This window comes from Rhodanobacter sp. G2-10, assembly GCF_055809185.1.
Genome location: NZ_CM147900.1, coordinates 3,180,377 through 3,203,839, shown reverse-complemented (window position 1 = coordinate 3,203,839; position 23,463 = coordinate 3,180,377). Strand labels below are relative to the sequence as shown.

The window sequence follows — 23,463 nt, the reverse complement described above, 5'->3', positions numbered from 1 at the left end:
AGAAGCGGCCTAGACCGGATGACCGCGCAACACGCGCGCCGGCAGCATCAGCAGCGCACCGAGGAAGGCAAACACGGCACTCACCGAAAGGCCGATCAGGCGGAACGGCAGCAGTACCAGCCAGACGATCGGGTACAACACCAGCGCCAGCAACGCCAGCGGCCAGCAGAACACGAGCAGCAACAACCAGAGCAGAAAGCCAGCCATGCGTCGATCCTCACGGTGGAGACATGCGCCTGATTCTAGGGGATGGTCGAGCCGTTGCGCAGATGACTCCCGACACCCCTCAAACGATGGGCTTCACCCCGATCAACCACAGGTGCAGCCAGAACGCGAACACGACCCAGCCAATCACCCCGGCCACGACGACCATGACGTCACCAGCAAGCGTGCCGGCCGGATGCACCGTGCTGTTGCGGCGATCACGCCGACGCGACACGATGAACAACACCACCGCCCATAGCAGGAACGCGCCGAACAGCGCCACGTCGCGCAGCATGCCGGTGGCCAGCAGGTGGCCCAGCGCCCAGGCCTTCACGCCCAGCAGCATCGGGTGGCCAAACTTCGCCTTGAGGTGGTTGCGCGGGATGTAGGCTGCCGCTACCAGCACGAAAGCCAGCAGGGTGAACAGGGCATTGAGGTGCCGCAGCGGTAGTGGTGGCACGTACAGCAGCACTGGCTGCTGGCGTGCCAGGCCAAAGCCCCAGCACAGCAGCACGAAACCGGTCAGTGAGGCCAGCGCGTAGAGCCCCTTCCAGCGCAGCTCGCCGAGCTTCGCGAGCTGCCGGTTGCGCCAGTCATCGGCGAAGATGCGCAGCGAATGCACGCCAAGAAAGACCAGCAGGCCGAGAATCAGGACGGTCATGGAAGTCGCTCCGGGCTACGGGGATGGTTCCCGAGTATAGGCGAGTGATGTGCTCGATCAGGCGGCGTTGGGTTCGACGCGCACGGCGAGCGCAATGGCGTCTTCGCCAAGGGTTACCGGGCTGCCGGGCTGCTGCGACGAACGCCATGCATCGCCGGCATGCAGCCGTCCGTCAGCCGTATCGATCTCGCCGCGGGCGCAGAATACCAGCGTGGTCGCCAGATCGGGCGTGCGTATGGTCGGCCCGGTCCATACTTGTATCTCGCCATGCAAACGGTTGCGCCTGGTCATCAGGTTGAAATCGCGGGTGGCGCCACCGGCGAGGGCCACATCCACCTTGGCTTCGCCGGGAAAGGCGAACGGCGCGAACGGCGTGGTCAACGCATGGGTGCGGCTGTCGTCGAGCGTCATCATGAAACCGGCGCCATCCAGCAACACGATTTGCCGATCGATGCCGGGGAAGCACGAAAACGGTGCCGCGCTGTCGACCTCGGCGATGCTGACCCGCCACAGGAATTCCCCGGCGCTCGCGTCGGATGGCTGGACGGCCAGTTCGCGAGTACGGCCCAAGCCGTTCTTCCAGGGGCGCGACGGGCAATCTTGCAGGCGGATGATCATGCGACAGGTGGGTAGAAGTGCGACAGTGACGGGAGAGGGTCGAGCATAGCGTTGCCATCGAGTCCGGTCATCCTGCTCATGCGACGGCTCGGGGTGCGAGGATTTTGTGCGGCAGATCACGGAGGAGACGACCATCATGATGACGCTGCCCCCGCGGCCTGCGCTGACGGTCATCATTTGACGCAAGGTGTCACCGTGATCCGCGCGACCAGACGGGCCACCGACAACCTGCGGACCGCTTCCAAACGCTGAAGCCACACCGGCTCCGGTCCATGACAGCTTCGCGACCATGCCGAAAATACTTGATGGCGCAAGAATTGCTAGATGATTTGCTTGTTTGATCGAGTTTCTGCGACGAGGCCTGAATAACGGGCCATCCCTTGGTGATCCACTGGGATCCGGGCCGGCAGCGACCGACCGCGGTAGCAGAAGAGCTGAAGGTGGTTTCAAGAATGACCAGGAGGACAAGCACAAGGCCTGACGACCGGCAGTTGGCGGATGGCCACGCCGAGGTCGCGCCTGCGCCGTGGCTGGGCCGCCTGATCGAGGCCGATACGCCGCTGGAAGTGGGAGCCTTGATCGTGGAGGCGGCCGAGTCGCTGGCCGACTGCGAGCGTGTGTGTTTGCTGTGGGATGGCGCCGAAGCGCACCCCTATGGCGCATCGCCGAGTGCGACCGAAGTCGAATGGGCGCAGCGTGCGCTGGAGGACCAGCGGATGCTGGTCGCCGACGACGGGCGCCAGGTGGCGTGGCGTCTGATGCCTGGGCAGCCATCTGTACTGCTGTTGCAATTCACTCGCGCGCAGTCGGCGTCGCAACTGCGTGACGTACTCGAATCGAAACTGGCGCTGGCCACGCGTCGCCTGCGCCACGCCATCGATCTGGCCGATCTGCATCGATCGCACGCGTTGCTGGAGCGTTCGGAGAATCTGCAGCGCGCGTTGTTCGCGATATCCGATCTGGCCGGCTCCGAGCTTGAAATGCCCGAGCTGCTGCGCGGCATCCACGCCATCGTCGGCACGCTGATGTACGGCGAGAATTTCTTCATCGTGCGGCACGATCCCGGGCGCGGCACGATGCGTTTCCTCTATTTCGTCGACGCCGAGGACAAGGACGGCCCCGATACCACGCGGGAGATACCGCTTGAGGACGTTCGCGACACGTTGACCTGGCACCTGCTGACCGGTGGCAAGCCACTGATGGGGCCGCTCGACCAGGTGCGCGAACAGGTGAACGGTGTCCTTGTCGTGGACGGCCCGGCCAGCGACGACTGGCTGGGCGTACCGATGCTGCGCAACGGCCAGGCGCTGGGAGCGCTGGTGGTGCAGAGTTATCGCGAGGGTCTGGTCTATTCCGCCGAGGATCGCGCGTTGCTGGAGTTCGTGGCCAACCACATCCTCACCGCGCTGGAGCGCAAGCAGAGCAAGGATGAGCTGGAGTTGCGCGTACATCAGCGCACGCAGGAACTGGCCGAGGCCAATCGCGGCCTGCAACTGGAAATCGAGGAACGGCAGCGCGCCGAGCGCTTGCAGGCGGCGCTGTTCCAGTTGGCCCAGCTGGCCACGGCCGACATCGACGAACACGAGTTCTATCGCCGGGTCCATACGGTAGTCAGCGCGCTGATCAATGCGGAAAACCTGTTCATCGGACTGGTCGACAAGGCGACCGGCATGATGACGTTCGCGTATGCCGTGGATGTGTCCGGGGAGGTGTATGAGGATCGGCCGTTGGTGCGTGGTCTGAGCGAATACGCGATGGCGCATGGGCCGCTGATTGCCGACCGGGACGCCCAAGTCGACCTGGCCAGGCGCGGGTTGATCGAGCTGGAGGTGGTGGGAAACCTTTCGAAGTGCTGGCTGGGCGTGCCGTTGACGGTCGGGGAGGAAGTGATCGGCCTGGTCGCGGTGCAGAGCTACGCCGAGGAAGCTGCCTATGGTGCGGCCGACCAGGAACTGCTTTCGTTTGCCGCGCTGCAGATCGCCAACAGCATCTACCGGCGCAGCTCGGCCGCCTCCTTGCACGAGGCCAACACGCAGTTGGAGCGACGGGTCGAGGAGCGCACCCGCGAGCTGCGTCAGCAGATCCGCCAGCGCGAGGAGATCCAGCAGCAGCTCAAGCATCAGGTGATGCATGATGGGCTGACCGGCCTGCCCAATCGCGGCTTCCTGCGTGACCGCCTGAGCCGCGTGCTGGGCTTGCTCAAGCGCGAGCCCGGCAGGCGTTGCGCGCTGCTCTACCTGGATGTCGATCGCTTCAAGCTGATCAACGACAGTCTGGGTCACCTCGTCGGCGATCAATACCTGCAGGAGGTTGCGCGTCGATTGTTGAGCTGCGTGCGCGATCCGGATCTGGTGGCGCGGTTGTCCGGCGATGAATTCGCGATTCTGCTGGAGGACGTGCCGCTACCCGCCACGGCGGTCACGGTGGCGCAGCGGATTCTGTCCGCACTCGGGCAGCCACTGTTGATGGCAGGCCGCGAACTGGAGCCATCGGCAAGCATCGGCATTGCCCTCGGTGACGAAAGCTATACCGGTGCCGACGAGTTGCTGCGTGACGCCGACATCGCGCTCTATCGCGCGAAAGAGAGAGGTCGCAAACGCTTCGAGTTGTTCGACGAGACCCTGGCAAAAAGCGCGGTCGACGTGTTGACGCTCGAAGGGGAGTTGCGCCATGCCTTGCACAACGACGAGTTCGAGCCCTATTTCCAGCCGATCTGCCGTCTCGATGACGGTCAGGTACTGGGTTACGAGGCGCTGATCCGCTGGAACCATCCACGACGCGGCCTGCTCGAGCCCGCCGAGTTTCTGAAGATCGCCCAGGACAGCGGGATGATCGAAATGATCGACTGGCGGATGTTCGAACGCAGTTGCCGCAAGTTGGCGCGGCATCACGAGCACGACACGTTCATGACCTTGAACGTTTCGGCGTTGCACCTGGGGCGCGCCGATTTCGACGCACAACTGCTCAAGCTGGTTGAACGCTGCGGTTTGCCGCCCGAGCGTCTGATTGCCGAAGTGACCGAAGGCACACTGATCGACAGCCCCGAGCGCGTGCGCGCCATGCTGGAACGCTTGCGCGGTTGCGGCGTGGGCGCTGCACTGGACGACTTCGGCACGGGCTATTCCTCGCTCAGCTACCTGCACTCCCTGCCACTGCGCATGCTGAAAGTCGATCGCGCCTTCGTGCGTGAGCTCAACAAGGGTAGTGATACCAGCAGCACCCGGGTGGTGGCAGCGATCCTTGCGCTGGCCCGTGCGCTGGATATCCGGGTGATCGCCGAAGGCATCGAAACCGAGGTCGAGCGTCAGGCCCTGCTGGCGATGGGCTGCGAGATGGGCCAGGGTTACTTGCTGGGTCGACCCGCCCCGTTGTGCGAGCGGCTGGCTTCTCCTTCAGCCGCCTGATTGCCCGGCCGGCACAAAGCGTGTGCGCTCATGCCGTCCGCTCGATCACGGGCTGGAACGGCGGCAAGGCCTTCAGCATGCCCGCGCCGTAGCGCTTGGTGACCACCCGACGATCCAGCAGCACGATACGGCCGTGGTCGGTCTCGTTGCGGATCAGGCGGCCGCAGTACTGGGTGAGCAGGCGCGTGGCTTCCGGCACGCTGACCTCGATGAACGGGTTGCGCCCGCGCGATTCCAGCCATTCGGCGTAAGTGGCGCCGACCGGGTCGGTCGGCACCGCGAACGGCAACTGGGTGATCACCACCGTCTCGCACAATTTGCCGGGCAGGTCGAGGCCTTCACCGAACGAGGCCAGGCCGAACAAGGTGCTGCCCTTGCCGGCCTCGATGTCGGCGCAATGCTCGGCAACCAGCTGCGACTTGCCCAGCGAGCCCTGCGCACGCACCTTGCGCACCTGCGCGATCGGCAGTTTCTGCAGCACGCGGTCGAGCTTCACGCGCGAGGTGAACAGCACCAGGTTGCCCGCGTCCCAGTCGAGGTTTTCGGCGAGCCATTCGCTGATCTCTTCCGCGTGCGCTTCGCGTGCGTCCGGCATCGTGCGCATCGCCGGTACTTCCAGTCGTGCCTGTACGGCGAGATCGAACGGCGAGGGCAGGCTTATCGTCACCGCCTCGTCGGGCAGGCCGATGGCATCGGCAAAGCCGCGAAAATTGCCGCCCGCGCTGAGCGTGGCCGAGGTCATCACCACGCCGCTGGCGTTGCCCCACAACACGTTGCGCAGAAGTCCCGCAGCGGAGACCGCCGAGGCGTGGCACACCAGTTGTTGATCGGCGCCGAGCGTAACCCAGCGGGCCAGCGGCGGCGTGTTGTCCGGATCCTGGCTTGACCAGGCGCGCCAGCATGCTGCCTGCCGGCCCACGCGCTCCAGCGCCATGCCCAGTTCACGTGACAACGCTTCCTGCGTCGGGCCGCCATCGGTCATCTCGACCACGGCGCGACGCACGGCGCCGAGCCAGCGCTGCACCTGTTCGGTGAGTACGTCCAGCATCCGCGCGTGTTCCACCCACGGCTCCGGCAACTGCCCGAGCGAGCCGCGGTACATCGGCTCGGTCTCGGCGGGGTCGGGCACCCAGCCGAGCCGGATCTCGCGCTCCAGTTCCTCCAGGGCGTTGCTCAACTCCTGCAGCTTCTCGTCACCCTGGTCGAGGCTGAGTTTGCCCAGCCGCTCCTTGTCGGTCAGCGAATACGCGGCGTGGACCTGCCGACCAAGCCGGCTGAGCTGGCGCACGGTGGCCGTCATGTAGACCTCGGCGGCGCCGCGGTCGATCGCCTTGCCCGGCACGTGGTGGCCTTCGTCGAAGATGTACAACGTCTCGTCCGGTCGCGGCAGGATCACGCCGCCCCACGCGGGGACACCTTCGGGTCCGGCCTCGCCAGGCATGGTGAGATCGGCCAGTACCAGGTCCTGGTTGGCCACGATGATCTCGGCATCGTCCACCGCGCGACGTGCGGCGAAGAACGGGCAATTCATGAACTGCCCGCACTTGCGGTTGGTGCAGCCGCCGGCACTGGTGGTGATCATCGGCCGCAGCAGGTCGCTGACCGGCTCCGGCGCGCTGTCCATGTCGCCGTCCCACTCGTTGCGGTCGAATGCGTCGCGCAACTTGGCCAGTGACTGCTTGTCGCGTGCCTGGGGTGGTTTGTTCCACAACAGCAAATCCGCTTCGAAACCGGCCAGGCCCAGCTGCGCATCGTTGATGCTGTTCGCCGCCATCAGCAGGTTGCGAGGGCACAGGTAACGACCGCGACCCTTGGCCAGCGCGACCCTGGCTTCGATGCCGTTGAGCCTGAGGTACAACGGAATGTCCCGCTGGACCAGTTGTTCCTGCAGCGCGACCGTGGCGGTGGCGATCAGCAGCTTCTTTTTCTGGACGCGCGCCATCTCCACGCCGGCGATCAGGTATGCCATCGACTTGCCGGTACCGGTGGGCGCCTCGATCACCGCCACGCCGCCGTTCTCGGCGAAGGATTTGGCCACCTCGGCAATCATGCGTCCCTGCGAGGCGCGAACGCGGAAGCCCGGCAACCCCTCCTTCAGTCGAGCGTAGGCGGCGCGGATGGCGTCCTTGGTGGTGTCGGCGAGCATGCGGCGTGGCAAACCTGTGGTGCGTAGTGAGGCGGGAGCAATGGTGCAGTGCACCCGGATGAGCTTGCCGGAGCGCACGTTGTGGGCCGCTTTCCTGCCAGTTTATCGGAGATGCAAGCGACTCCGCGGACCTGCTGGAGAGGTCCGTCTTGTGATCATCGTGCTGAATGTCGCACAGTAGTGACCGTGTATGCTGGGCTGGGGCCATGGCCACACCTGATCCGGAAGCACCCGGCAATGATGGAAAGGGGGCGGAATGGAGTCGATGTCATTCGACGACTCGCTGCAATTGACTTGGTTGACCCGATTGATCGCCGCTCATTCGCCCGGCGATGTCGCCGAGGCGATCGCGGAGTTGGCGCGAGAGTGCCCGGGCTGCGATTCAGCCCGCGTGTTGTGGCGGCTTCGTGACCGGACCGATTGCCAGAGTGTGCCGTTGACCTACGTCGCCCCTGCGGATTGGCCCTGGCTTGAGCAGGCCGCCAACTCGGATGCGCCGCAGTGGCATTCGGATACCAATCGCGTGGCGCTGCGGTTGTGCCAGCGACCCGAGCCGGCATTGCTGATCCTGGAACTGCATCCGGCGCAGGCGAACACCCGGTTTCTCGAGAGCCTGGCAACGCCCTTGCGTCTGGCGGGCCAGCATCTTCAACGTGCGCTCGAGTGGATCGAATTGCAGCACTCGCATCGGCAACTGGAGCGCTCGGAGAACCTGCAACGGGCGCTGTTCGCGATCTCCGACCTGGCCGGTTCCGAACGCGACATGCCGGCGGTCTTGCGTGGTATCCACGGCATCATCAGTTCGCTGATGTATGCGGAGAATTTCTTTATCGTGCTCCATGACACCGAGCGCGACACGATCCGCTTCCTGTATTTCGTCGATGTCGAGGATCCTGCGCCACCCGGCGAAGGCAGCGACATGCCGCTGAGCGAGATCGAGCACACCTTGACATGGTATGTGCTGCGCGACGGCAAGGCACGCATGGGCGATGCCGAGGAACTGCGCAAGCAGGCCGAGGGTCCGGTCGCCGTGATCGGCCCGGACAGCCATGACTGGCTCGGCGTGCCGATGTTGCGTGATGGACGGCCGGGCGGTGTGCTGGTGGTGCAGAGCTACAAGCCGGAGATCGGCTACACCGACAGTGATCGCGCGCTGCTGGAGTTCGTGGCCAGCCACATCCTGATCGCGCTGGAGCGCAAACAGGGCAAGGATGCGCTTGAGCAGCGCGTGCAGGTACGCACCGCCGAGCTGGCGGAGGCCAATCGCGGCCTGCAGCTGGAGATCATGGAGCGGCAGCGCGCCGAGCATCTGCAAACGGCCCTGTTCCGGATCGCCGAACTCGCCACCACGCGTATCGATCGCAACGAGTTCTACCGGCGCGTGCATGCGGTGGTCGCCGAATTGCTCAACGCGGAAAATTTCTACATCGCCCTGCTCTCCGACGATCGTCAGCAACTGCAGTTTCCGTATGCGGTCGACGCCGTCGAACGACCGCCGGCCAGCCGCCCGCTGGGGCGTGGCCTGAGCGAATACGTATTGCGTCGGGGCACCGCGTTGCGCGCCGACAATGCGGCGATCGAGGAGTTGGAGCGTGCCGGCGAGCTTGCGTTCGGGCGCATGGGTTCACCGGCCGTGTGCTGGCTCGGCGTGCCGTTGATCGTCGGTGACGAGGTGATCGGGTTGGTCACCGTGCAGAGCTACACCGAGGCCGTGTCGTATGGACCGTCCGATCAGGAATTGCTGACCTTCGTGGCCACCCAGGTCGCCAGCAGTCTGACCCGGCGTCGTGCCGCCGAGACACTGCAGCGCGCCTACGAGCAGCTGGAGCATCGCGTGGAGGAGCGCACGCTGGCGCTGCGCAAGGAGATCATCGAGCGCGAACGGGTACAGGATCAGCTCAAGCACCAGGTGATGCACGATCCGTTGACGGGCCTGCCCAACCGCAGCTATCTGCGCGATCGGATCGACCGTGTGCTGGCGCCGGCACAATCCGAGCCGCGGCCGTTCTGCGCCTTGCTCTATCTCGACGTGGATCGCTTCAAGATCATCAACGACAGTCTGGGCCACCTGGCCGGCGACGAAGTGTTGAAGGAGGTGGCCACGCGTCTTTCCAGTTGTGTCCGCCATCCTGACCTAGTGGCGCGCCTGTCCGGTGACGAGTTCGCGATCCTGCTCGAAACGGTGGACCAGCCCGCCGATGCCAACGCCGTCGCGCAGCGGGTGATGGACGCGCTGGCCGCACCGATGCCGGTGGGTGGCAAGGAATTGCAGGTGACGGCCAGCGTCGGTATCGCGATCGGCGACGGCCACTACCTGACCGCCGATGAGGTGCTGCGCGATGCGGACATCGCGCTGTACCGCGCCAAGCAGCTCGGCCGCAAGCGCTACCAGCTGTTCGACGAGACCCTGGCCAGGAACATGGTGGATGTGTTGACCCTGGAAGGCGAACTGCGCGCGGCACTGAAGCAGGACCAATTCGAGCCGTACTTCCAGCCAATCTGTCGACTGGAGGACGGCCAGGTGGTGGGGTACGAGGCGCTGATCCGCTGGAACCATCCGCAGCGCGGCGTGCTGCTCCCCGGCGACTTTCTCAAGATTGCCGAGGACAGCGGGCTGATCGAGGTGATCGACTGGCGCATGTTTGAACTGAGCTGCAAATTGTTGCAGCAGCATGGCGGCGCGGACACTTTCATGACCATCAACGTGTCGGCCCTGCATCTGCGCCACGACGCCTTCGACGAGCGTCTGCTGCAGATCCTGGAGCGCTCCGGGTTGCCACCCTCGCGACTGGTGGTGGAAGTCACCGAGGGTGCGCTGCTCGACAATCCCGAGCATGTGCGCGGCACCCTCGAACGGCTGCGTGAGGTCGGCATCGGTGCCGCGCTGGACGATTTCGGCACGGGCTATTCCTCGCTCAGCTATCTGCACTCGCTGCCGCTGCGCATCCTGAAGATCGACCGCGCCTTCGTGCACGAGCTGGACAAGGGCGCGAACACCAGCAGCACCACCGTGGTCGCGGCCGTGCTGGCGCTGGCGCGTGCGCTGGATATCAGCGTGATAGCCGAGGGCATCGAGACGGAAGTCCAGTACGCCGCGCTGCAGGCCATGGGTTGCGACATGGGACAGGGTTACTGGATCGGCCGGCCGGAACCTGTCGCGCGGTGAGTCGAGTTCTGCGGTCCCGGGAAGCCACCTGACAATGTGGATCGGTGCGTAGCTGCATGCCTGATCAACGTCATCAAGGCTCCGAGACCCGCCGATGCCTGGCAGCGGTCAAAGCGCCCCCATCCGCCCTTCGGGCACCTTCCCCCGTTTTGCGGGGGAAGGGACGTTTCGCGCGCCCGCGCTGCATGAAGGCCTGCCTTCCTCCGCTTGCGGGGGAAGGTGCCCGAAGGGCGGATGGGGGCGCTCTCCAAGCCGACACGAACCAGCCCGATGTCCTGCATGGTCAGGCTGCACGGCCACATGGTTCCCCGCATCGGACAGGTGATCAGACTTGCCCTGATTCGCCCTGACCCGAAGTCCCAGCCGACGCTTCGCTGGCGACGATCTGCCGCAATGCCTGTTCGAAGGCCTCCGGCGGCTGCCCGCCGGAGATCAGGTGCCGATCGTTGATGATGGTGGCCGGCACCGACTGGATGCCGCGCGACGCATAGAACTGCTCCTGCGCACGGACTTCGGCGGCATACGTCCCGCTGGCGAGTACCTGTCTTGCCTGTTCGCCGTCCAGCCCGACGCCGGCGGCAAGGCGCACCAACGTGTCGTGCGCGCTTACATCTTCGCCATCGGTGAAATAGGCGCGCAGCAGAGCCTGCTTCAGCGGGAGCTCCTTGCCCTGGAGCGCGGACCAATGCAGCAGCCGATGCGCGTCGAAGGTGTTGTAGACGCGGCTGCGTCGGTCCATGTTGAAGGTGAAGCCCAGCGCCGCGCCGCGGGCGCGAATCACCTCGCGGTTGGCGTCGATCTGTTCGGCGCTGCTGCCGTACTTGCGCACCAGGTGCTCGGTGGAGTCCTCGCCCTCCGCCGCCATGTGCGGGTTCAGCTCGAACGGCTGGAAGTGGATGTCGGCGCTGACCTCGCCATCAAGATTGGCCAGCGCCCGCTGCAGCGAAGCCAGTCCCACCGCACACCAGGGGCAGGAGACATCGGAGACAAAGTCGATGCGCAAGGGAGCGGCGGTGTTCATGACTGACCTCGGTGGCGGTGATCGGGCCCAGCCAAGATGGAGGCGACCGTCCTTCCTCACAAGCGCCGCGAGTCAGCCGGGTTGAAGTGCCCGGAGCCGGGGCGCAGGCGTGCGGCGCCCGGCTGGAACAGGAGCGCATCGGTTGGGATTTGGCGTGGGCGCGGATCGAGGGTGTCGTGGCGGATAATCTTGCCATCGCATGATCGGCAATCCAGCCGCGTTGAGCCAGTTCAGTCAGCGTGGACGTGGTTCGGGACAAGCCGGGGCGCTTTCTCGCGCGCGCTGGCGGCGAGAAGGGTTGGCAGTTGCTTCAGAATCAGATGGTCGGCGCGACCGTGCCGATGGTCGAGCCGTTCATCAGGGCGACCAGTGCAGAGGTGGTTGTCATGGTTGGCGCGCTGCGTCGATGATCGCGTCGATATCGATATCCGGGGTGTCGGCAACACCACGGAAGCTGGGTGCTGCGGCGGTCGGCAGGGAGCTGTCGAGAGTGTTCAATGCGCGCAGCACGAGGCCGATCTCTACGCGCGGCTTGCCGCGCTCGACTTCCACGACCCATTGCCGGCTGACGCCGATCCGGCGAGCCAACTCAGCCTGGCCCAAGCCAGCCCGTTTGCGACTCTCGCGCATCAATGCGCCGATATCTGTGGGAGTGCGAATGAACATGACGGCCTCGAAGTCAGCGATCGCAGTCAAATTGGCGCTGTCGCCGTACGCTGACAACGCCCGGTACGTTCAGCTTCCGGTGATATCCCGCGCCACCGCCTCGGCGACTCGAATGCCGTCAACGCCGGCCGAGAGGATGCCGCCGGCGTAGCCGGCGCCTTCGCCGGCCGGATACAGACCGCGGGTGTTGAGGCTTTGCAGGCTGTCGTCGCGTTTGATGCGTACCGGTGATGACGTACGTGTCTCGACGCCAGTGAAGATCGCGTCGTGCATGGCGTAGCCGCGGATCTGCCGCTCGAACGCGGGCAGCGCTTCGCGGATCGCCGCGATCGCGTAGTCGGGGACGGAGCTTTCGAGGCTACCCAAGGTGACGCCGGGCTTGTATGAAGGTTGTACATCGCCGAATGCCGTGGAGGCGCGTCCGGCCAGGAAGTCGCCGACCAGCTGGCCCGGGGCGTTGTAGTTCCCCCCGCCCAGTACATAGGCATGGCTTTCCAGCGCACGCTGCAAGGCGATGCCGGCCAGTGGGCTGCCGCTGTCGTCGTACGGCGTGAAATCGACAGGGTCGATGCCGACCACCACGGCGGCGTTGGCATTGCGCTCATTGCGCGAGTACTGGCTCATGCCATTGGTCACCACGCGGCCCGGTTCGGACGTTGCCGCCACCACGGTGCCGCCGGGGCACATGCAGAAGCTGTAGACGGAACGGCCCCGGCCCGCATGCCGGCCTTTGCAGTGGTGCACCAGTTTGTAATCGGCCGCGCCGAGCATCGGATGGCCAGCCTGCGGTCCGAAGCGGGCCTGGTCGATCACCGACTGCGGGTGTTCGATGCGGAAGCCGATCGAGAACGGCTTGGCTTCGAGATAAACGTTTCGCGCATGCAGCATTTCGAAAGTGTCGCGGGCGCTGTGGCCGAGTGCCAGTACCACGTGGTCGCTGCGGATCTCGCTGCCGTCGGCCAGCACGACGCCGCGAATGCGTTGCCGGCCGTCCGATTCCGGCTCCAGCAGCAGATCCTCCACCCGACTGTTGAAGCGGATCTCGCCACCCAGCGCCTCGATCGTGGCGCGCATGTTCTCCACCATCGAGACCAGCCGGAAGGTGCCGATGTGCGGTTTGCTGACGTAGAGGATTTCTTCCGGAGCGCCGGCCTTGACGAACTCGGTGAGCACCTTGCGGCCGTGGTGTTGCGGGTCGCGGATCTGGCTGTACAGCTTGCCGTCGGAAAACGTGCCGGCGCCACCTTCGCCGAACTGCACGTTCGATTCCGGATGCAGGTTGCGCTTGCGCCACAGGTCCCAGGTGTCTTTTGTCCGCTCGCGCACTTCCTTGCCGCGATCGACGACGATCGGGCACAAGCCCATCTGCGCCAGCACCAATGCGGCAAACAGACCACAGGGACCGAAGCCGATCACCAGTGGACGATGCTCGACCCGCGGTGGCACCTTGGTCACGAAGTGGTAATCCGTGTCAGGCGTGGGCCGCACATGCGGGTCGTCGGCGAAGCGTTGCAGCAGGGCGGGCTCGCATCGGGTATCGACATCCAGCGCGTAGATCAGCGTAATCGCTCCGCGCTTGCGCGCGTCATGGCTGCGCTTGGCCACGCTGTAACTAGTCAGTTCGGTGGCCGCGATGCCGAGTCGCTTCAGCACCGCGGCGGTGAGCTCGGCCTCGCCGTGATCCAGCGGCAGCTTGAGGTCGGTCAGTCGCAACATGGGTCAGCCATCCGGATACGGGCCAAACCCTGATTTTCGCAGATAAGCACGCGCAAGAGCCTGCTGACGAGCGTTTGCCTTTGCGAATGCCGCATCCCGGCCAAACAGCATCGCCCGCCCGCGGCTCCTGCGCAGGAGCAGGCGATCACTCCTTGCCGAGAAAATCCACCTTGCCGATATCGGTGCCGGCTTCGCGCAGGATGTTGTAGGCCGTCGTGCAGTGGAAGTACAGATTCGGAATCACGAAGTGCAAAAGGTAGGCCTGACCGACGAAGTCGAGATCGCCGTTGCGCATCTTCAGATGGATCGCGCGAGTCTCGCTGCCGTCGATCTGTTCGGAGGCGAAACTCTTGAGGTAGTCGATCGTGCCCTTGATGCGGGCCTGCACCTGGGCCAATGTGGTTTCGGTGTCCGGGAACGACTTCGGTTCGACTCCGGCCAGCCGGGCAGTGCCGCGGGCAGCGGTGTCGCAGGCAATCTGGAACTGCTTGATCAGCGGCAGCATGTCGGGGATCAGCCGGGTCTGCAGCAGCACTTCGTCGCTGACGCCCTTCGCGCCAGCGTGTTCGGTGCCCTTTTCCAGCACATGGGACAGACTGCTGAGCGCGCGCACGAAGACGGGAACGGATGCCTGGTACATGGAAATTGTCATGGACTTGTTTCCTGAGGTGGGTGGGTGTTCATCAAGGTTGGCGACGCGGGCTGCGATTCTTCGATCGGGACGGATGCGTCGTACTCAGGCGCGCGACGCGCGCACCCGCAGCGACCACCAGATCCACCAGCGGCAGCGTATCCGAAAGCATGAAGGCTACACCCGCCAAGTGGATCGCGAACACTGTCCCGGAGGTGCCCAGCCAGCCACGATGGCGATACGATGGAGCATTCTCCTGCCAAGGCAAGATCATGGTTCGACGTCTGCTTCCTGTCTGTCTGTCGCTGGCGCTGGTCGCCTGTTCTCCCCAACAAGACACGCCGCCGACACCCGTGTCGAAGGAAGAGTTGGCCCCGGCGCCACCCGCCAGCGCGCCTGCACCCGCGGCGTCCGATGGCGTCGAGAGCACGGCGGACGTGCACCGGCATCTGGCCGACTACGCCACGGTGAAGCTAACGGCCGACCTGTCGTCGTTGGATGCGAAGCAGAAGAAGATGATTGCTCTGCTGGTCGAAGCTGCTGACAGCATGAATGCGCTGTACTGGAAGCAGGCCTGGGGCGACAAGGACGCCCTGCTGGCAAAGATCGACGATCCGGCTACGCGCGAGTTCGCGCAGATCAATTACGGTCCGTGGGACCGGCTCGACAACGACCAGCCGTTTGTCGCCGGTGTCGGTCCGCGTCCTGCCGGCGCGCAGTTCTATCCGGCCGACATGAGCAAGGCCGAGTTCGAGCAATCCCCGCTGAAGGACAAGACCGGCCTGTACACCTTGCTGCGGCGCGATGCGCAGGGGCAGCTGATCACGGTGCCCTATCACCAGGCTTACAAGGCCGAGCTGGACAAGACCGCAGGCCTGCTGCGCGACGCGGCGAAATTGGCCAAGGATGCGGGCTTCCGCAAATACCTCGGCATGCGTGCCGATGCCTTGCAGAACGACGACTACCAGCCCAGCGATTTCGCCTGGATGGAGATGAAAAACAACCCGGTCGACATCGTGATCGGTCCGATCGAAACCTACGAGGACCAGCTGTTCGGCTACAAGGCCAGCTACGAAGCCTACGTGTTGATCAAGGATCAGAGCTGGAGCGCCAAACTGGCGCGCTTCGCCAAATACCTGCCGGAACTGCAACGTGGTCTGCCGGTGGCGGCCAAGTACAAGGCCGAGAAGCCCGGCTCCGACGCCGATCTCAATGCCTACTTCGCGATCTATTACGGCGGCGATGCGAACGTCGGCGCCAAGACCATCGCGATCAACCTGCCCAACGACGAGCAGGTGCAGCTGAAAAAGGGCACGCGCCGTTTGCAGCTGGAAAACGTGATGCAGGCGAAGTTCGACAAGATCATGCTGCCGATCGCGCATGAGCTGATTGCCGAAGACCAGCAGAAGAACCTCACCTTCGACGCATTCTTCCAGAACACCATGTTCCACGAAGTCGCCCACGGCCTCGGCATCAAGGAAACCCTGGACGGCAAGGGCACGGTGCGCAAGGCATTGAAGGATCAGGCCTCCAGCTTCGAGGAAGGCAAGGCCGACATCCTCGGCCTGTACATGGTGACCAAGCTGGCCGACAAGGGTGAACTGGACAAGTCGAAGCTGATGGACAACTACGTCACCTTCCTCGCCGGCATCCTGCGCTCGGTGCGCTTCGGCGCCAGCGACGCGCACGCCAAGGCGAACATGGTGCGCTTCAATTTCTTCAAGCAGCAGGGGGCGATCAGCCGCGATGAGGCGACCGGCCGCTACCGCGTCGATTTCGACAAGATGACGGCTGCGATGAATGCGCTGTCGGCGAAGCTGCTGACCATCCAGGGTGATGGAGACTACGCGGCGGCGAAGCAGCTCACCGAGCAGATGGGCTCGGTCGGTCCGGTGCTGGCGGCGGATCTGAAGCGTCTCGATCAGGCGCATATCCCGGTCGACATCCGCTTCGAGCAGGGGCTCGACGTACTGGGCCTGCAGAAGCCTGCCGCAAACCACCTATGATTCCCCGATCGTCATCGCACGTGTAGGAGCGCACCCTGTGCGCGAACGGCGGGCTTGGCCCGTCTGGGGGTGTAGAAAAAAGGCGTCGCGCACAGGGTGCGCTCCTACATGGCAGATGCAATCCAGTCAGCGATGGATTGCGGATGTTCCAGGTGCAGATGGTGTCCGCCGTGCATGTGACTGACGGTGATCTGCGGGACGCATTCGGCGCGTGCCTGCATCGGCCCGGCGGGAAGGTACGACGAGCCTGGCAGCGCTCGGCCGTGTAGGAGCGCACCCTGTGCGCGAACGGCGGGCTTGGCCCGCCTGGGGGTGTAGAAAAAAGGCGTCGCGCACAGAGTGCGCTCCTACATGGCAGATGCAATCCAGTCAGCGATGGTTTGCGGATGTTCCAGGTGCAGATGGTGTCCGCCGAACATGTGGCTGACGTGATCTGCGGGACGCATTCGGCGCGTGCCTGCATCGGCCCGGCGGGAAGGTACGACGAGCCGGGCTGCGCTCGGCCGTGTAGGAGCGCACCCTGTGCGCGAACGGCGGGCTTGGCCCGCCTGGGGTGCAGGGAAAAGGCGTCGCGCACAGGGTGCGCTCCTACATGGCAGATGCAATCCAGTCAGCGATGGCTTGCGGATGTTCCAGGTGCAGATGGTGTCCGCCGTGCATGTGGCTGACGGTGATCTGCGGGACGCATTCGGCGCGTGCCTGCATCGGCCCGGCGGGGAGGTACGACGTGGCGGGCTGCGCCAACATCAGTGAGGTTGGCGTCGTGATGCCGTTGAGCAGCGCGCGGATCTGCGACTCGGCAAGCCGGGCCGCGCTCGGCCGGGTCAGCGCCGGATCGCTGCGCCAGCGCCAGCCGCCCTCGGTTTCGATCAGGCCGCGTTCGACGATCGGGCGCGCCAGGTCTTCGGCCAGACCCCTGACCATGCTGCGTGCCTCGATCGCCTGTTCGATGCTGTGGAATACACGCAGCCGCTTGCCGCTGTCGCCACGCGGCACCAATGCATCGCGGAAGCGCTCCAATGTGCGTGAGCCATCGTCGCCGAGTGGCCCCAGACCCTCGATCAGGAACAGGCGCTCGATCCGCTCCGGTCGTGCCGCCGCCACCAGTGACGCGACGCCGGCGCCCAACGAGTGCCCGAGCAGGCTGTAGCGCGAAAGCTGCAATGCGTCGGCCGCGGCGAGCACGTCGCGAACATAGTCGAGAAAGTGATAACTGCTGCCGGGAGGCAGGTGGTCGGAACGGCCGTGGCCAGGTAGCTCCAGCGCAATCACGTGATGACGCCCGGCGAGCAGCGGTGCCAACCGCGCGAAGCTGCCGGCATTGTCGAGCCAGCCATGCAGCGCCAGCAGCGGCGGCTGCGACGCATCGCCCCAGCACTGCGCCTGCAGCGACAAATGCGGCAGCGTAATCGTGACGAATTCAGTCGAAGTCGGCACGAATGGCCCTTGCACGTTGTCCGGCGCGCATGCGCCGTTGCCGATCGGCCTCGGCATCGTAGTCGGGCGCGAATTCCGGCCAGCCCTGGGTGTGTTGCAGCACCAGCGAGGCGAGACTTCGCACTTGTGCGGCGCTGTCGTTGAGGGCGGGAATGTAGCGCAGGGTTTCGCCGCCGGCAGCGACGAAGAAGTCGCGGTTCTGCATCGCGATCTCCTCCAGTGTCTCCAGGCAGTCCACCGCGAAACCGGGGCACGCCACGTCGAGCCTGCGCACGCCTTCGGCGGCGAGCTTGCGCACCGTGAGGTCGGTGTACGGGTGCAGCCAGCGTTCGCGACCCACCCGCGACTGGAAGCTGACCACGACGTGTTGCTCGTCCAGCTGCAGGCGTTCGCGCAGCCGCCGCGCGGTGGCCTGGCACTGGCAGAAATACGGATCGCCCGCGCGCACGTAACGCTCGGGAATGCCGTGAAAGGAGAGCAGCAGCTTGTCGCCGCGACCGTGGGTCGCCCACCAGTTTTCGATGCTTTGCGCCAGCGCCTCGATATATGCCGGATCGCCGTGATAGTCGTTGACGATGCGCAGCTCCGGCGGCCAGCGCAGCTGCTTGATGCTGTCCGCGACGGCGTCAAGCACCGAACCGGTGGAGGTGGCCGAATATTGTGGGTACAAGGGAAGGACCAGCAGTCGACGCACACCTTCGCGCTGCAGCTGCTCGATCGCCTGCGCGATGGAGGGTTCGCCGTAGCGCATGGCCAGTGCAACCTTCACCGGCGCTTGTGGTCGTTGTCGGGTGATTTCGGCCTGCAGGCCGCGCGCCAGCGCCTCGCTGAGAAAGCGCAGCGGCGATCCCTGCGCCGTCCAGATCTTGCCGTAGGCGTGCGCGGAACGCTTCGGCCGCGTGCGCAGGATCACGCCGTGCAGAACCAGCCACCACAGCCAGCGTGGGTACTCGATCACGCGCGGGTCGGCGAGGAATTCGGCCAGATAGGGCCGCACCGCCTGCGCTGTCGGAGCCGTCGGCGTGCCGAGATTGACGAGTAGTACGCCTGCCTGAACGGGCTGAACGTCCGGGTCGTGGGAATAGCCGGCAAGGCCGGTATAGTGGTTGGGCGCAGGCATCGTGACAGTCGGAAGCTGACCGCTCATACGTGATCAATCGTGCAGTCTGCCACAAGCCGGCTGGACCACGATGCCCACCCAACTATCTCAAGCCGAGGGAGACCCCATGTCAAAGACCCCCATGCGCCGCCTGTTGCTGATCGGTCTTGCCCTGCTGCTGCCCACGATGGCCGCGCATGCCGAGGATCCGCCGCTGGTGCGGGCGAAAAACGCGGTGACGGTGCTCAATCAGATCATGCAGGCGCCGGACAAGGCGATTCCACGTGATCTGCTGCGCGACGCCAAGGCCATTGCGGTGATTCCGGACATGCTCAAGGTCGGCTTCATCTTTGGCGGCCGTCGCGGCGAGGGTCTGATCTCGGTGAAGAGCCCCGACGGCACCTGGTCCAACCCGAGCTTCATCACCATGACCGGCGGCAGCGTGGGCTTCCAGGCCGGCGTGTCGTCCACCGATGTGGTGCTGGTGTTCCGTACCCAGCACGGCGTGGACTCGATCGTGCGCGGCAAGTTCACCCTGGGCGCCGATGCTTCGGCGGCGGCCGGTCCGGTCGGGCGTACTGCCAACGCCTCGACGGATGCCCAGCTGAAGGCGGAGATCTACTCGTATTCGCGCAGCCGCGGACTGTTCGCGGGCGTGGCGCTGGATGGCTCGGCGCTGCGTATCGATTACGATGCCAACGCCCAGGTGTATGGCGCCGGCATCACGCCGCGGCGCATTTTCGAGGGCGGTGTCACCAACGTTCCCGGGCCGGTGGTCGATTTTCGCGACCGGCTTGAGGAGTACACTTCGCAATAACTGTCGGCGCGATTTGCGCTCGCTTGACTTGGCCGATACGGGCCTAGAGGTTGATCATGGGTTTGGACAGCGTTTGGCATTGGCTCATTTTCCTGGTGATCGTGTTGCTGCTCTTCGGCACCAAGAAGATCCGCAACCTGGGACCGGACCTCGGTGAGGCCATCCGCGGCTTCAAGAAAGGCCTCGGCGGCGACGAGGAATCGAAAAAGAAGGAAGAGGAAGAAGCCCGTCGCAAGGAGGCCGAGCAGCTGCGCGCGGATCCCGAGCCTGCCGACGCGGCCAGCAAGCAGAGTCAGCGCGACTCCAGCGAAACCCGCTAGGCAATCGGCGGGCGGCGTGCGGCGATGATCGAGTTCAGCCTCGGCAAACTGGTACTGCTCGCGCTGATCGCGTTGATCGTGCTCGGTCCGGAGAAGTTGCCCGGCGCGGCGCGTACGGCCGGCGCGCTGCTGCGACGCGTGCGCAACGGCTGGGACGACGTGCGTGCCGAAGTCGAGCGTGAGCTTGAGGTCGAGGAGATCCGCCGCGCCGCGCGCGAGGCCGTGGCGCAGGCCGAAGCGGCGCAGCAGGAAGTCAAGGATGGTCTGCATCAGGTGCGCAAACCCGTGGCCGAGCTGGTCAGCGAGGTCAGCGCGCCGGATTCGTCGACGGTCGGCGACGTGAGCGAAAGCGCAAGCCCGGACGAACCCGAAGCCGATCCCCAGGCGGAACTGCCGCTGGGCAAGCCGATGTCGGATGAACCGGTCGACGCTGAGCCGACGTCGCCCACCCGGAAGGCAACGCATGACGACGCCTGAGCCGGATACCCCGGAATCGGCGCCAGAGGGCGACGACCTGCAGCAGGGATTGTTTTCGCACCTGCTGGAGCTGCGCACGCGCCTGCTCAAGTCGATCGCGGCACTGGTGCTGATCCTGCTGGCGCTGGTGCCGTTTGCCAACCGGCTCTATACGCAGCTGGCCGCGCCCCTGGTCGCCCGCTTGCCCGAGGGCGCGCACCTGATCGCCACCGGCGTCACCAGTCCGTTCATCACGCCGTTGAAGCTGGCCTTCTATCTGGCCCTGTTCATCAGCATGCCGGTGATCCTGTACCAGCTCTGGGCGTTCGTCAGCCCGGGCCTGTACAAGCACGAGAAGCGATTGGCGCGACCGCTGCTGGTCGCGGCGGTGGGCCTGTTCTACCTCGGCTGCGCGTTCGCCTACTTCCTGGTGCTGCCGGCGGCCTTCCGCTTTCTGATCGCGGTGACGCCAAGCGGCGTGGAGATGATGACCGACATCAGCCAGTATCTCGATTTCGTGATGCTGATGTTCTTTGCGTTCGGACTTTGTTTCGAAGTGCCGGTGGCGGTGGTGGTGCTGGCCGCAATCGGCGTGCTCGACCTGGAGAAACTGCGTAGCGGGCGGCGCTACGCAATCGTCGGTGCGTTCGGCGTTGCCGCCGTGATCACGCCACCGGATGCGATCTCGATGATGATGCTGGGCATTCCGATGTGCCTGCTCTACGAACTGGGCGTGTTGGCGGTGCGCTGGCTGATCACGCCCGGTTCGCTGAAAACCGACGCCAGCTGATCTTCGGGCCCTAATAAAGGTCCACGGGATCGACATCCAGCGACCAGCGGACTTTGCGCGCCGACGGCAGGGCGGTCAGCGCATGCTGCCATGGACGCAGCATGCCGCGCAGCACATCGCGACGATCCGCCTCGATCAGCAACTGGCCTCTCTGCCGCCCGGCGCGCAAGGCCATCGGCGCCGGCATCGGGCCGGCGATCTGCAATGGCCGATCCGGAAGCGCGGCGCGAGCCGCGGCAAGAAACTCGTCGACCGGCTCGCGTCGCGGCGCCTCGGCGCGCAAAAGCACCTGATGACTGTAGGGGGGCAACCCGATCAGCTTTCGCTCGGCGAGCAGGTCGCACGCGGTCGCGGCATAGCCGTGGGCGAGCAGATTGCGCAACATCGGGTGGTCCGGCTGGTGCGTTTGCAGCAGTACGTGGCCGGGCTTGCGCGCGCGTCCCGCCCGGCCGGCCACCTGCACCACCAGCTGCGCCAGGCGCTCCTCGGCACGAAAATCCACGCTGTGCAGACCCTCGTCCACGCCCACGATCGCCACCAGGGTCAGGTTGGGCAGGTCGTGTCCCTTGGCCAACATCTGGGTGCCTACCAGGATCGCCGGCTGCTCATCGCCGAGGCTCGCCAGCATGTCCTCGAATGCATCCTTGCGGCGGGTGGTTTCGCGATCCACGCGCAGCACCGGCACCTCCGGAAAGCGCTCGAGCAGGGTTTCCTCGAGGCGTTCGGTCCCCTGGCCCTGCGCGGTGAGTTCAGTGGCGCCGCAGTGGGGGCACGCCGCTGGCAGGCGCTGATGGTTATCGCAGTGGTGACAAATCAGCTGGCGGCGACCGGCGTGCAGGGTCAGCGGCCGTTCGCAGCGCGAGCACTCCGCGTGCCAGCCGCAACCGTGGCACAGCAGTACCGGCGCATAGCCGCGGCGATTGCGGAACACCAGGGCCTGCTCGCCACGCGCCAGTGTCCCGGCCACGGCGGCCAGCAGTGCCGGCGACATGCCGTGTTGCAGCCGCTGCCCGCGCATGTCGATGATCTGTACCTGCGGCGAGCGCACGGCGCCCGGGCGCGCGCGCAGGTGCAGGCTGCGATATCGTCCGGCTTCGACGTTGGCCAGAGATTCCAGTGCGGGTGTGCCCGAGCCCAGCAACACGGGTACATCCAGCGCCCGTGCGCGCACCACGGCCAGGTCGCGCGCGTGATAGCGAAAGCCGTCCTGCTGCTTGTACGAACCGTCGTGCTCTTCGTCGACGATGATCAGGCCGGCCTGCGGCAAGGGCGTGAAGATGGCCGAGCGCGTGCCCAGGATCACCCGTGCGATGCCGGCGCGGGCACGCAGCCACGCGCGCGCCCGGTCGCCTTCGGACAGACTGGAGTGCAACACCTCCACCATCACGCCGAGCCGTTCACGCAGGCGCCGCACGGTCTGCGGCGCCAGGCCGATTTCCGGCACCAGCAGCAAGGCCTGCCTGCCTTGCGCCAGCACCTGTTCGATCAGGGCCAGATAGACCTCGGTCTTGCCGCTGCCGGTGACGCCGTCGAGCAGGAACGGCTGGAACCTGCCGAGGCTCTTCCCGATGGCGGTCACGGCCAGTTGCTGCTCGTCGCTGAGCTGCGGCGCGGTCGATGATGGCGGGCGTCGGTCCGCCGGCGGTTGTTCACCCCGTTCGACCAGGCCTGCGGCTGCCAGCCGGCGTGCGGCCTCGCGCCAGCCGGGCTGGCGCTCGTTCAGTTCCTGCGCGCTCAAGCCCTCCGTCGCCAGCAGGGCGAGCAGGGTCTTGCTGCCACCGCGACGACTGCCCGCATCGTGCGCGTTTCGACCGGCTTGCGTGATCGACCAGAACTCCTCGCCGATCGCCGGCAGCGGCCTGGCCTCGCGTAGCGCCAGCGGCAGCGCATTGGCATAGGCTTCGCCCGGCGCGCCCAACCAGTAATCCGCGGCCCAGGCCAGGGTCTGCATCAGTTCGGCATCGAGCAGGGCATCATCGTCGAGCAGGCGCAGGGCCTGCTTGAGTCGCTTGCCATCCAGCGCCGACTCGACACCGCATGCCACCACCACGCCGACCATCCGGCCACGGCCGAACGGCACCAGTACGCGGCTTCCCGCGCGCGGCTCGCCCGCGTCGGGTGGCAGGTAGTCGAAAAGGGTGTGCAGCGGCAGGGGCAGGGCGATGCGAAGAACGGCCGGCATGGTGACCTCGATGGCGGCCCAGTGTAACCGAGCAGGCGGCCGGACCTTGGCGAAGTCGGCACGTGCCCGACGCAGGAGAAGTTGCGCGACTTTGCTCCTCGCAAGTCGAGATAATTCGAGTAA

18 protein-coding genes are annotated in these 23,463 nt (G+C 65.5%); 7 read left to right on the top strand and 11 right to left on the bottom strand.

The genetic code is table 11. The features are described from left to right. Window positions 1–9: 9 nt before the first annotated feature. From AC0L58_RS14525 to AC0L58_RS14515, 3 genes are all read right to left on the bottom strand, one after another. The gene (locus AC0L58_RS14525; protein ID WP_473684599.1) at window positions 10–207 is read right to left on the bottom strand and encodes a hypothetical protein; all 198 of its coding nucleotides are present in this window, start codon (window positions 205–207) and stop codon (window positions 10–12) included. Between the two features lie 79 nt (window positions 208–286). Next, complete coding sequence (locus AC0L58_RS14520) at window positions 287–865, bottom strand: NnrU family protein (protein WP_473684597.1); 579 nt, start codon at window positions 863–865, stop codon at window positions 287–289. A 57-nt stretch (window positions 866–922) separates the two neighbouring features. Continuing rightward, entirely contained in the window at window positions 923–1,483 is a 561-nt protein-coding gene (locus tag AC0L58_RS14515) for a HutD/Ves family protein (RefSeq protein ID WP_473684595.1), read from the bottom strand. A 452-nt stretch (window positions 1,484–1,935) separates the two neighbouring features. Between AC0L58_RS14515 and AC0L58_RS14510 the strand changes: the two genes are divergently transcribed. Beyond that, window positions 1,936–4,887, top strand: coding sequence for a bifunctional diguanylate cyclase/phosphodiesterase (locus AC0L58_RS14510; protein WP_473684593.1), 2,952 nt, complete (start codon window positions 1,936–1,938; stop codon window positions 4,885–4,887). 28 nt (window positions 4,888–4,915) lie between these two features. Here AC0L58_RS14510 and dinG read toward each other — a convergent pair whose 3' ends face one another. Then, window positions 4,916–7,033: an ATP-dependent DNA helicase DinG gene (gene dinG, locus AC0L58_RS14505; protein WP_473684591.1), complete on the bottom strand. Its 2,118-nt coding sequence runs from the start codon at window positions 7,031–7,033 to the stop codon at window positions 4,916–4,918. A 265-nt stretch (window positions 7,034–7,298) separates the two neighbouring features. On the opposite strand from dinG, the gene AC0L58_RS14500 reads away from it, so the two are divergent. Next, entirely contained in the window at window positions 7,299–10,199 is a 2,901-nt protein-coding gene (locus tag AC0L58_RS14500) for a bifunctional diguanylate cyclase/phosphodiesterase (protein ID WP_473684589.1), read from the top strand. Between the two features lie 325 nt (window positions 10,200–10,524). Here AC0L58_RS14500 and AC0L58_RS14495 read toward each other — a convergent pair whose 3' ends face one another. The 4 genes from AC0L58_RS14495 to AC0L58_RS14480 all read right to left on the bottom strand — a co-directional run bounded on the left by AC0L58_RS14495 (window position 10,525) and on the right by AC0L58_RS14480 (window position 14,254). Continuing rightward, the gene (locus tag AC0L58_RS14495; protein ID WP_473684587.1) at window positions 10,525–11,220 is read right to left on the bottom strand and encodes a DsbA family oxidoreductase; all 696 of its coding nucleotides are present in this window, start codon (window positions 11,218–11,220) and stop codon (window positions 10,525–10,527) included. A 384-nt stretch (window positions 11,221–11,604) separates the two neighbouring features. After that, window positions 11,605–11,943: a helix-turn-helix domain-containing protein gene (locus AC0L58_RS14490; protein WP_473684585.1), complete on the bottom strand. Its 339-nt coding sequence runs from the start codon at window positions 11,941–11,943 to the stop codon at window positions 11,605–11,607. Window positions 11,944–11,955: 12 nt separating this feature from the next. Next, window positions 11,956–13,602, bottom strand: coding sequence for an NAD(P)/FAD-dependent oxidoreductase (locus AC0L58_RS14485; protein ID WP_473684583.1), 1,647 nt, complete (start codon window positions 13,600–13,602; stop codon window positions 11,956–11,958). A gap of 145 nt (window positions 13,603–13,747) precedes the next feature. After that, a complete protein-coding gene (locus AC0L58_RS14480) occupies window positions 13,748–14,254 on the bottom strand; it encodes a DUF1993 domain-containing protein (RefSeq protein WP_473684581.1) in 507 nt (168 codons plus the stop codon). Between the two features lie 251 nt (window positions 14,255–14,505). On the opposite strand from AC0L58_RS14480, the gene AC0L58_RS14475 reads away from it, so the two are divergent. Then, window positions 14,506–16,239, top strand: a complete 1,734-nt coding sequence (locus AC0L58_RS14475; protein ID WP_473684579.1) for a dipeptidyl-peptidase 3 family protein — start codon at window positions 14,506–14,508, stop codon at window positions 16,237–16,239. A gap of 588 nt (window positions 16,240–16,827) precedes the next feature. Here the strand turns inward: AC0L58_RS14475 and AC0L58_RS14470 are convergent. Together AC0L58_RS14470 and hemH are read right to left on the bottom strand one after the other, a co-directional pair. After that, a complete protein-coding gene (locus AC0L58_RS14470; RefSeq protein WP_473684577.1) occupies window positions 16,828–17,676 on the bottom strand; it encodes an alpha/beta fold hydrolase in 849 nt (282 codons plus the stop codon). Beyond that, the gene (gene hemH / locus AC0L58_RS14465) at window positions 17,660–18,796 is read right to left on the bottom strand and encodes a ferrochelatase (RefSeq protein WP_473688752.1); all 1,137 of its coding nucleotides are present in this window, start codon (window positions 18,794–18,796) and stop codon (window positions 17,660–17,662) included. The genes AC0L58_RS14470 and hemH overlap by 17 nt, the downstream gene beginning before the upstream one ends. A gap of 106 nt (window positions 18,797–18,902) precedes the next feature. Here hemH and AC0L58_RS14460 point away from each other — a divergent pair, with 106 nt between their 5' ends. From AC0L58_RS14460 to tatC, 4 genes are read left to right on the top strand one after another with little or no spacing between them, the layout of a single operon-like run. Next, complete coding sequence (locus AC0L58_RS14460; protein WP_473684575.1) at window positions 18,903–19,592, top strand: lipid-binding SYLF domain-containing protein; 690 nt, start codon at window positions 18,903–18,905, stop codon at window positions 19,590–19,592. A gap of 56 nt (window positions 19,593–19,648) precedes the next feature. After that, complete coding sequence (tatA, locus tag AC0L58_RS14455) at window positions 19,649–19,912, top strand: Sec-independent protein translocase subunit TatA (RefSeq protein WP_473684573.1); 264 nt, start codon at window positions 19,649–19,651, stop codon at window positions 19,910–19,912. Window positions 19,913–19,936: 24 nt separating this feature from the next. Then, window positions 19,937–20,389: a Sec-independent protein translocase protein TatB gene (tatB, locus tag AC0L58_RS14450; protein WP_473684571.1), complete on the top strand. Its 453-nt coding sequence runs from the start codon at window positions 19,937–19,939 to the stop codon at window positions 20,387–20,389. After that, window positions 20,376–21,158 (top strand): twin-arginine translocase subunit TatC, encoded by a 783-nt coding sequence (gene tatC / locus AC0L58_RS14445; protein WP_473684569.1) that lies wholly within the window; start codon window positions 20,376–20,378, stop codon window positions 21,156–21,158. The genes tatB and tatC overlap by 14 nt, the downstream gene beginning before the upstream one ends. A gap of 10 nt (window positions 21,159–21,168) precedes the next feature. On the opposite strand, the gene AC0L58_RS14440 is transcribed toward tatC, so the two are convergent. Further along, window positions 21,169–23,340, bottom strand: a complete 2,172-nt coding sequence (locus tag AC0L58_RS14440) for a primosomal protein N' (protein WP_473684567.1) — start codon at window positions 23,338–23,340, stop codon at window positions 21,169–21,171. Window positions 23,341–23,463 lie beyond the last annotated feature (123 nt).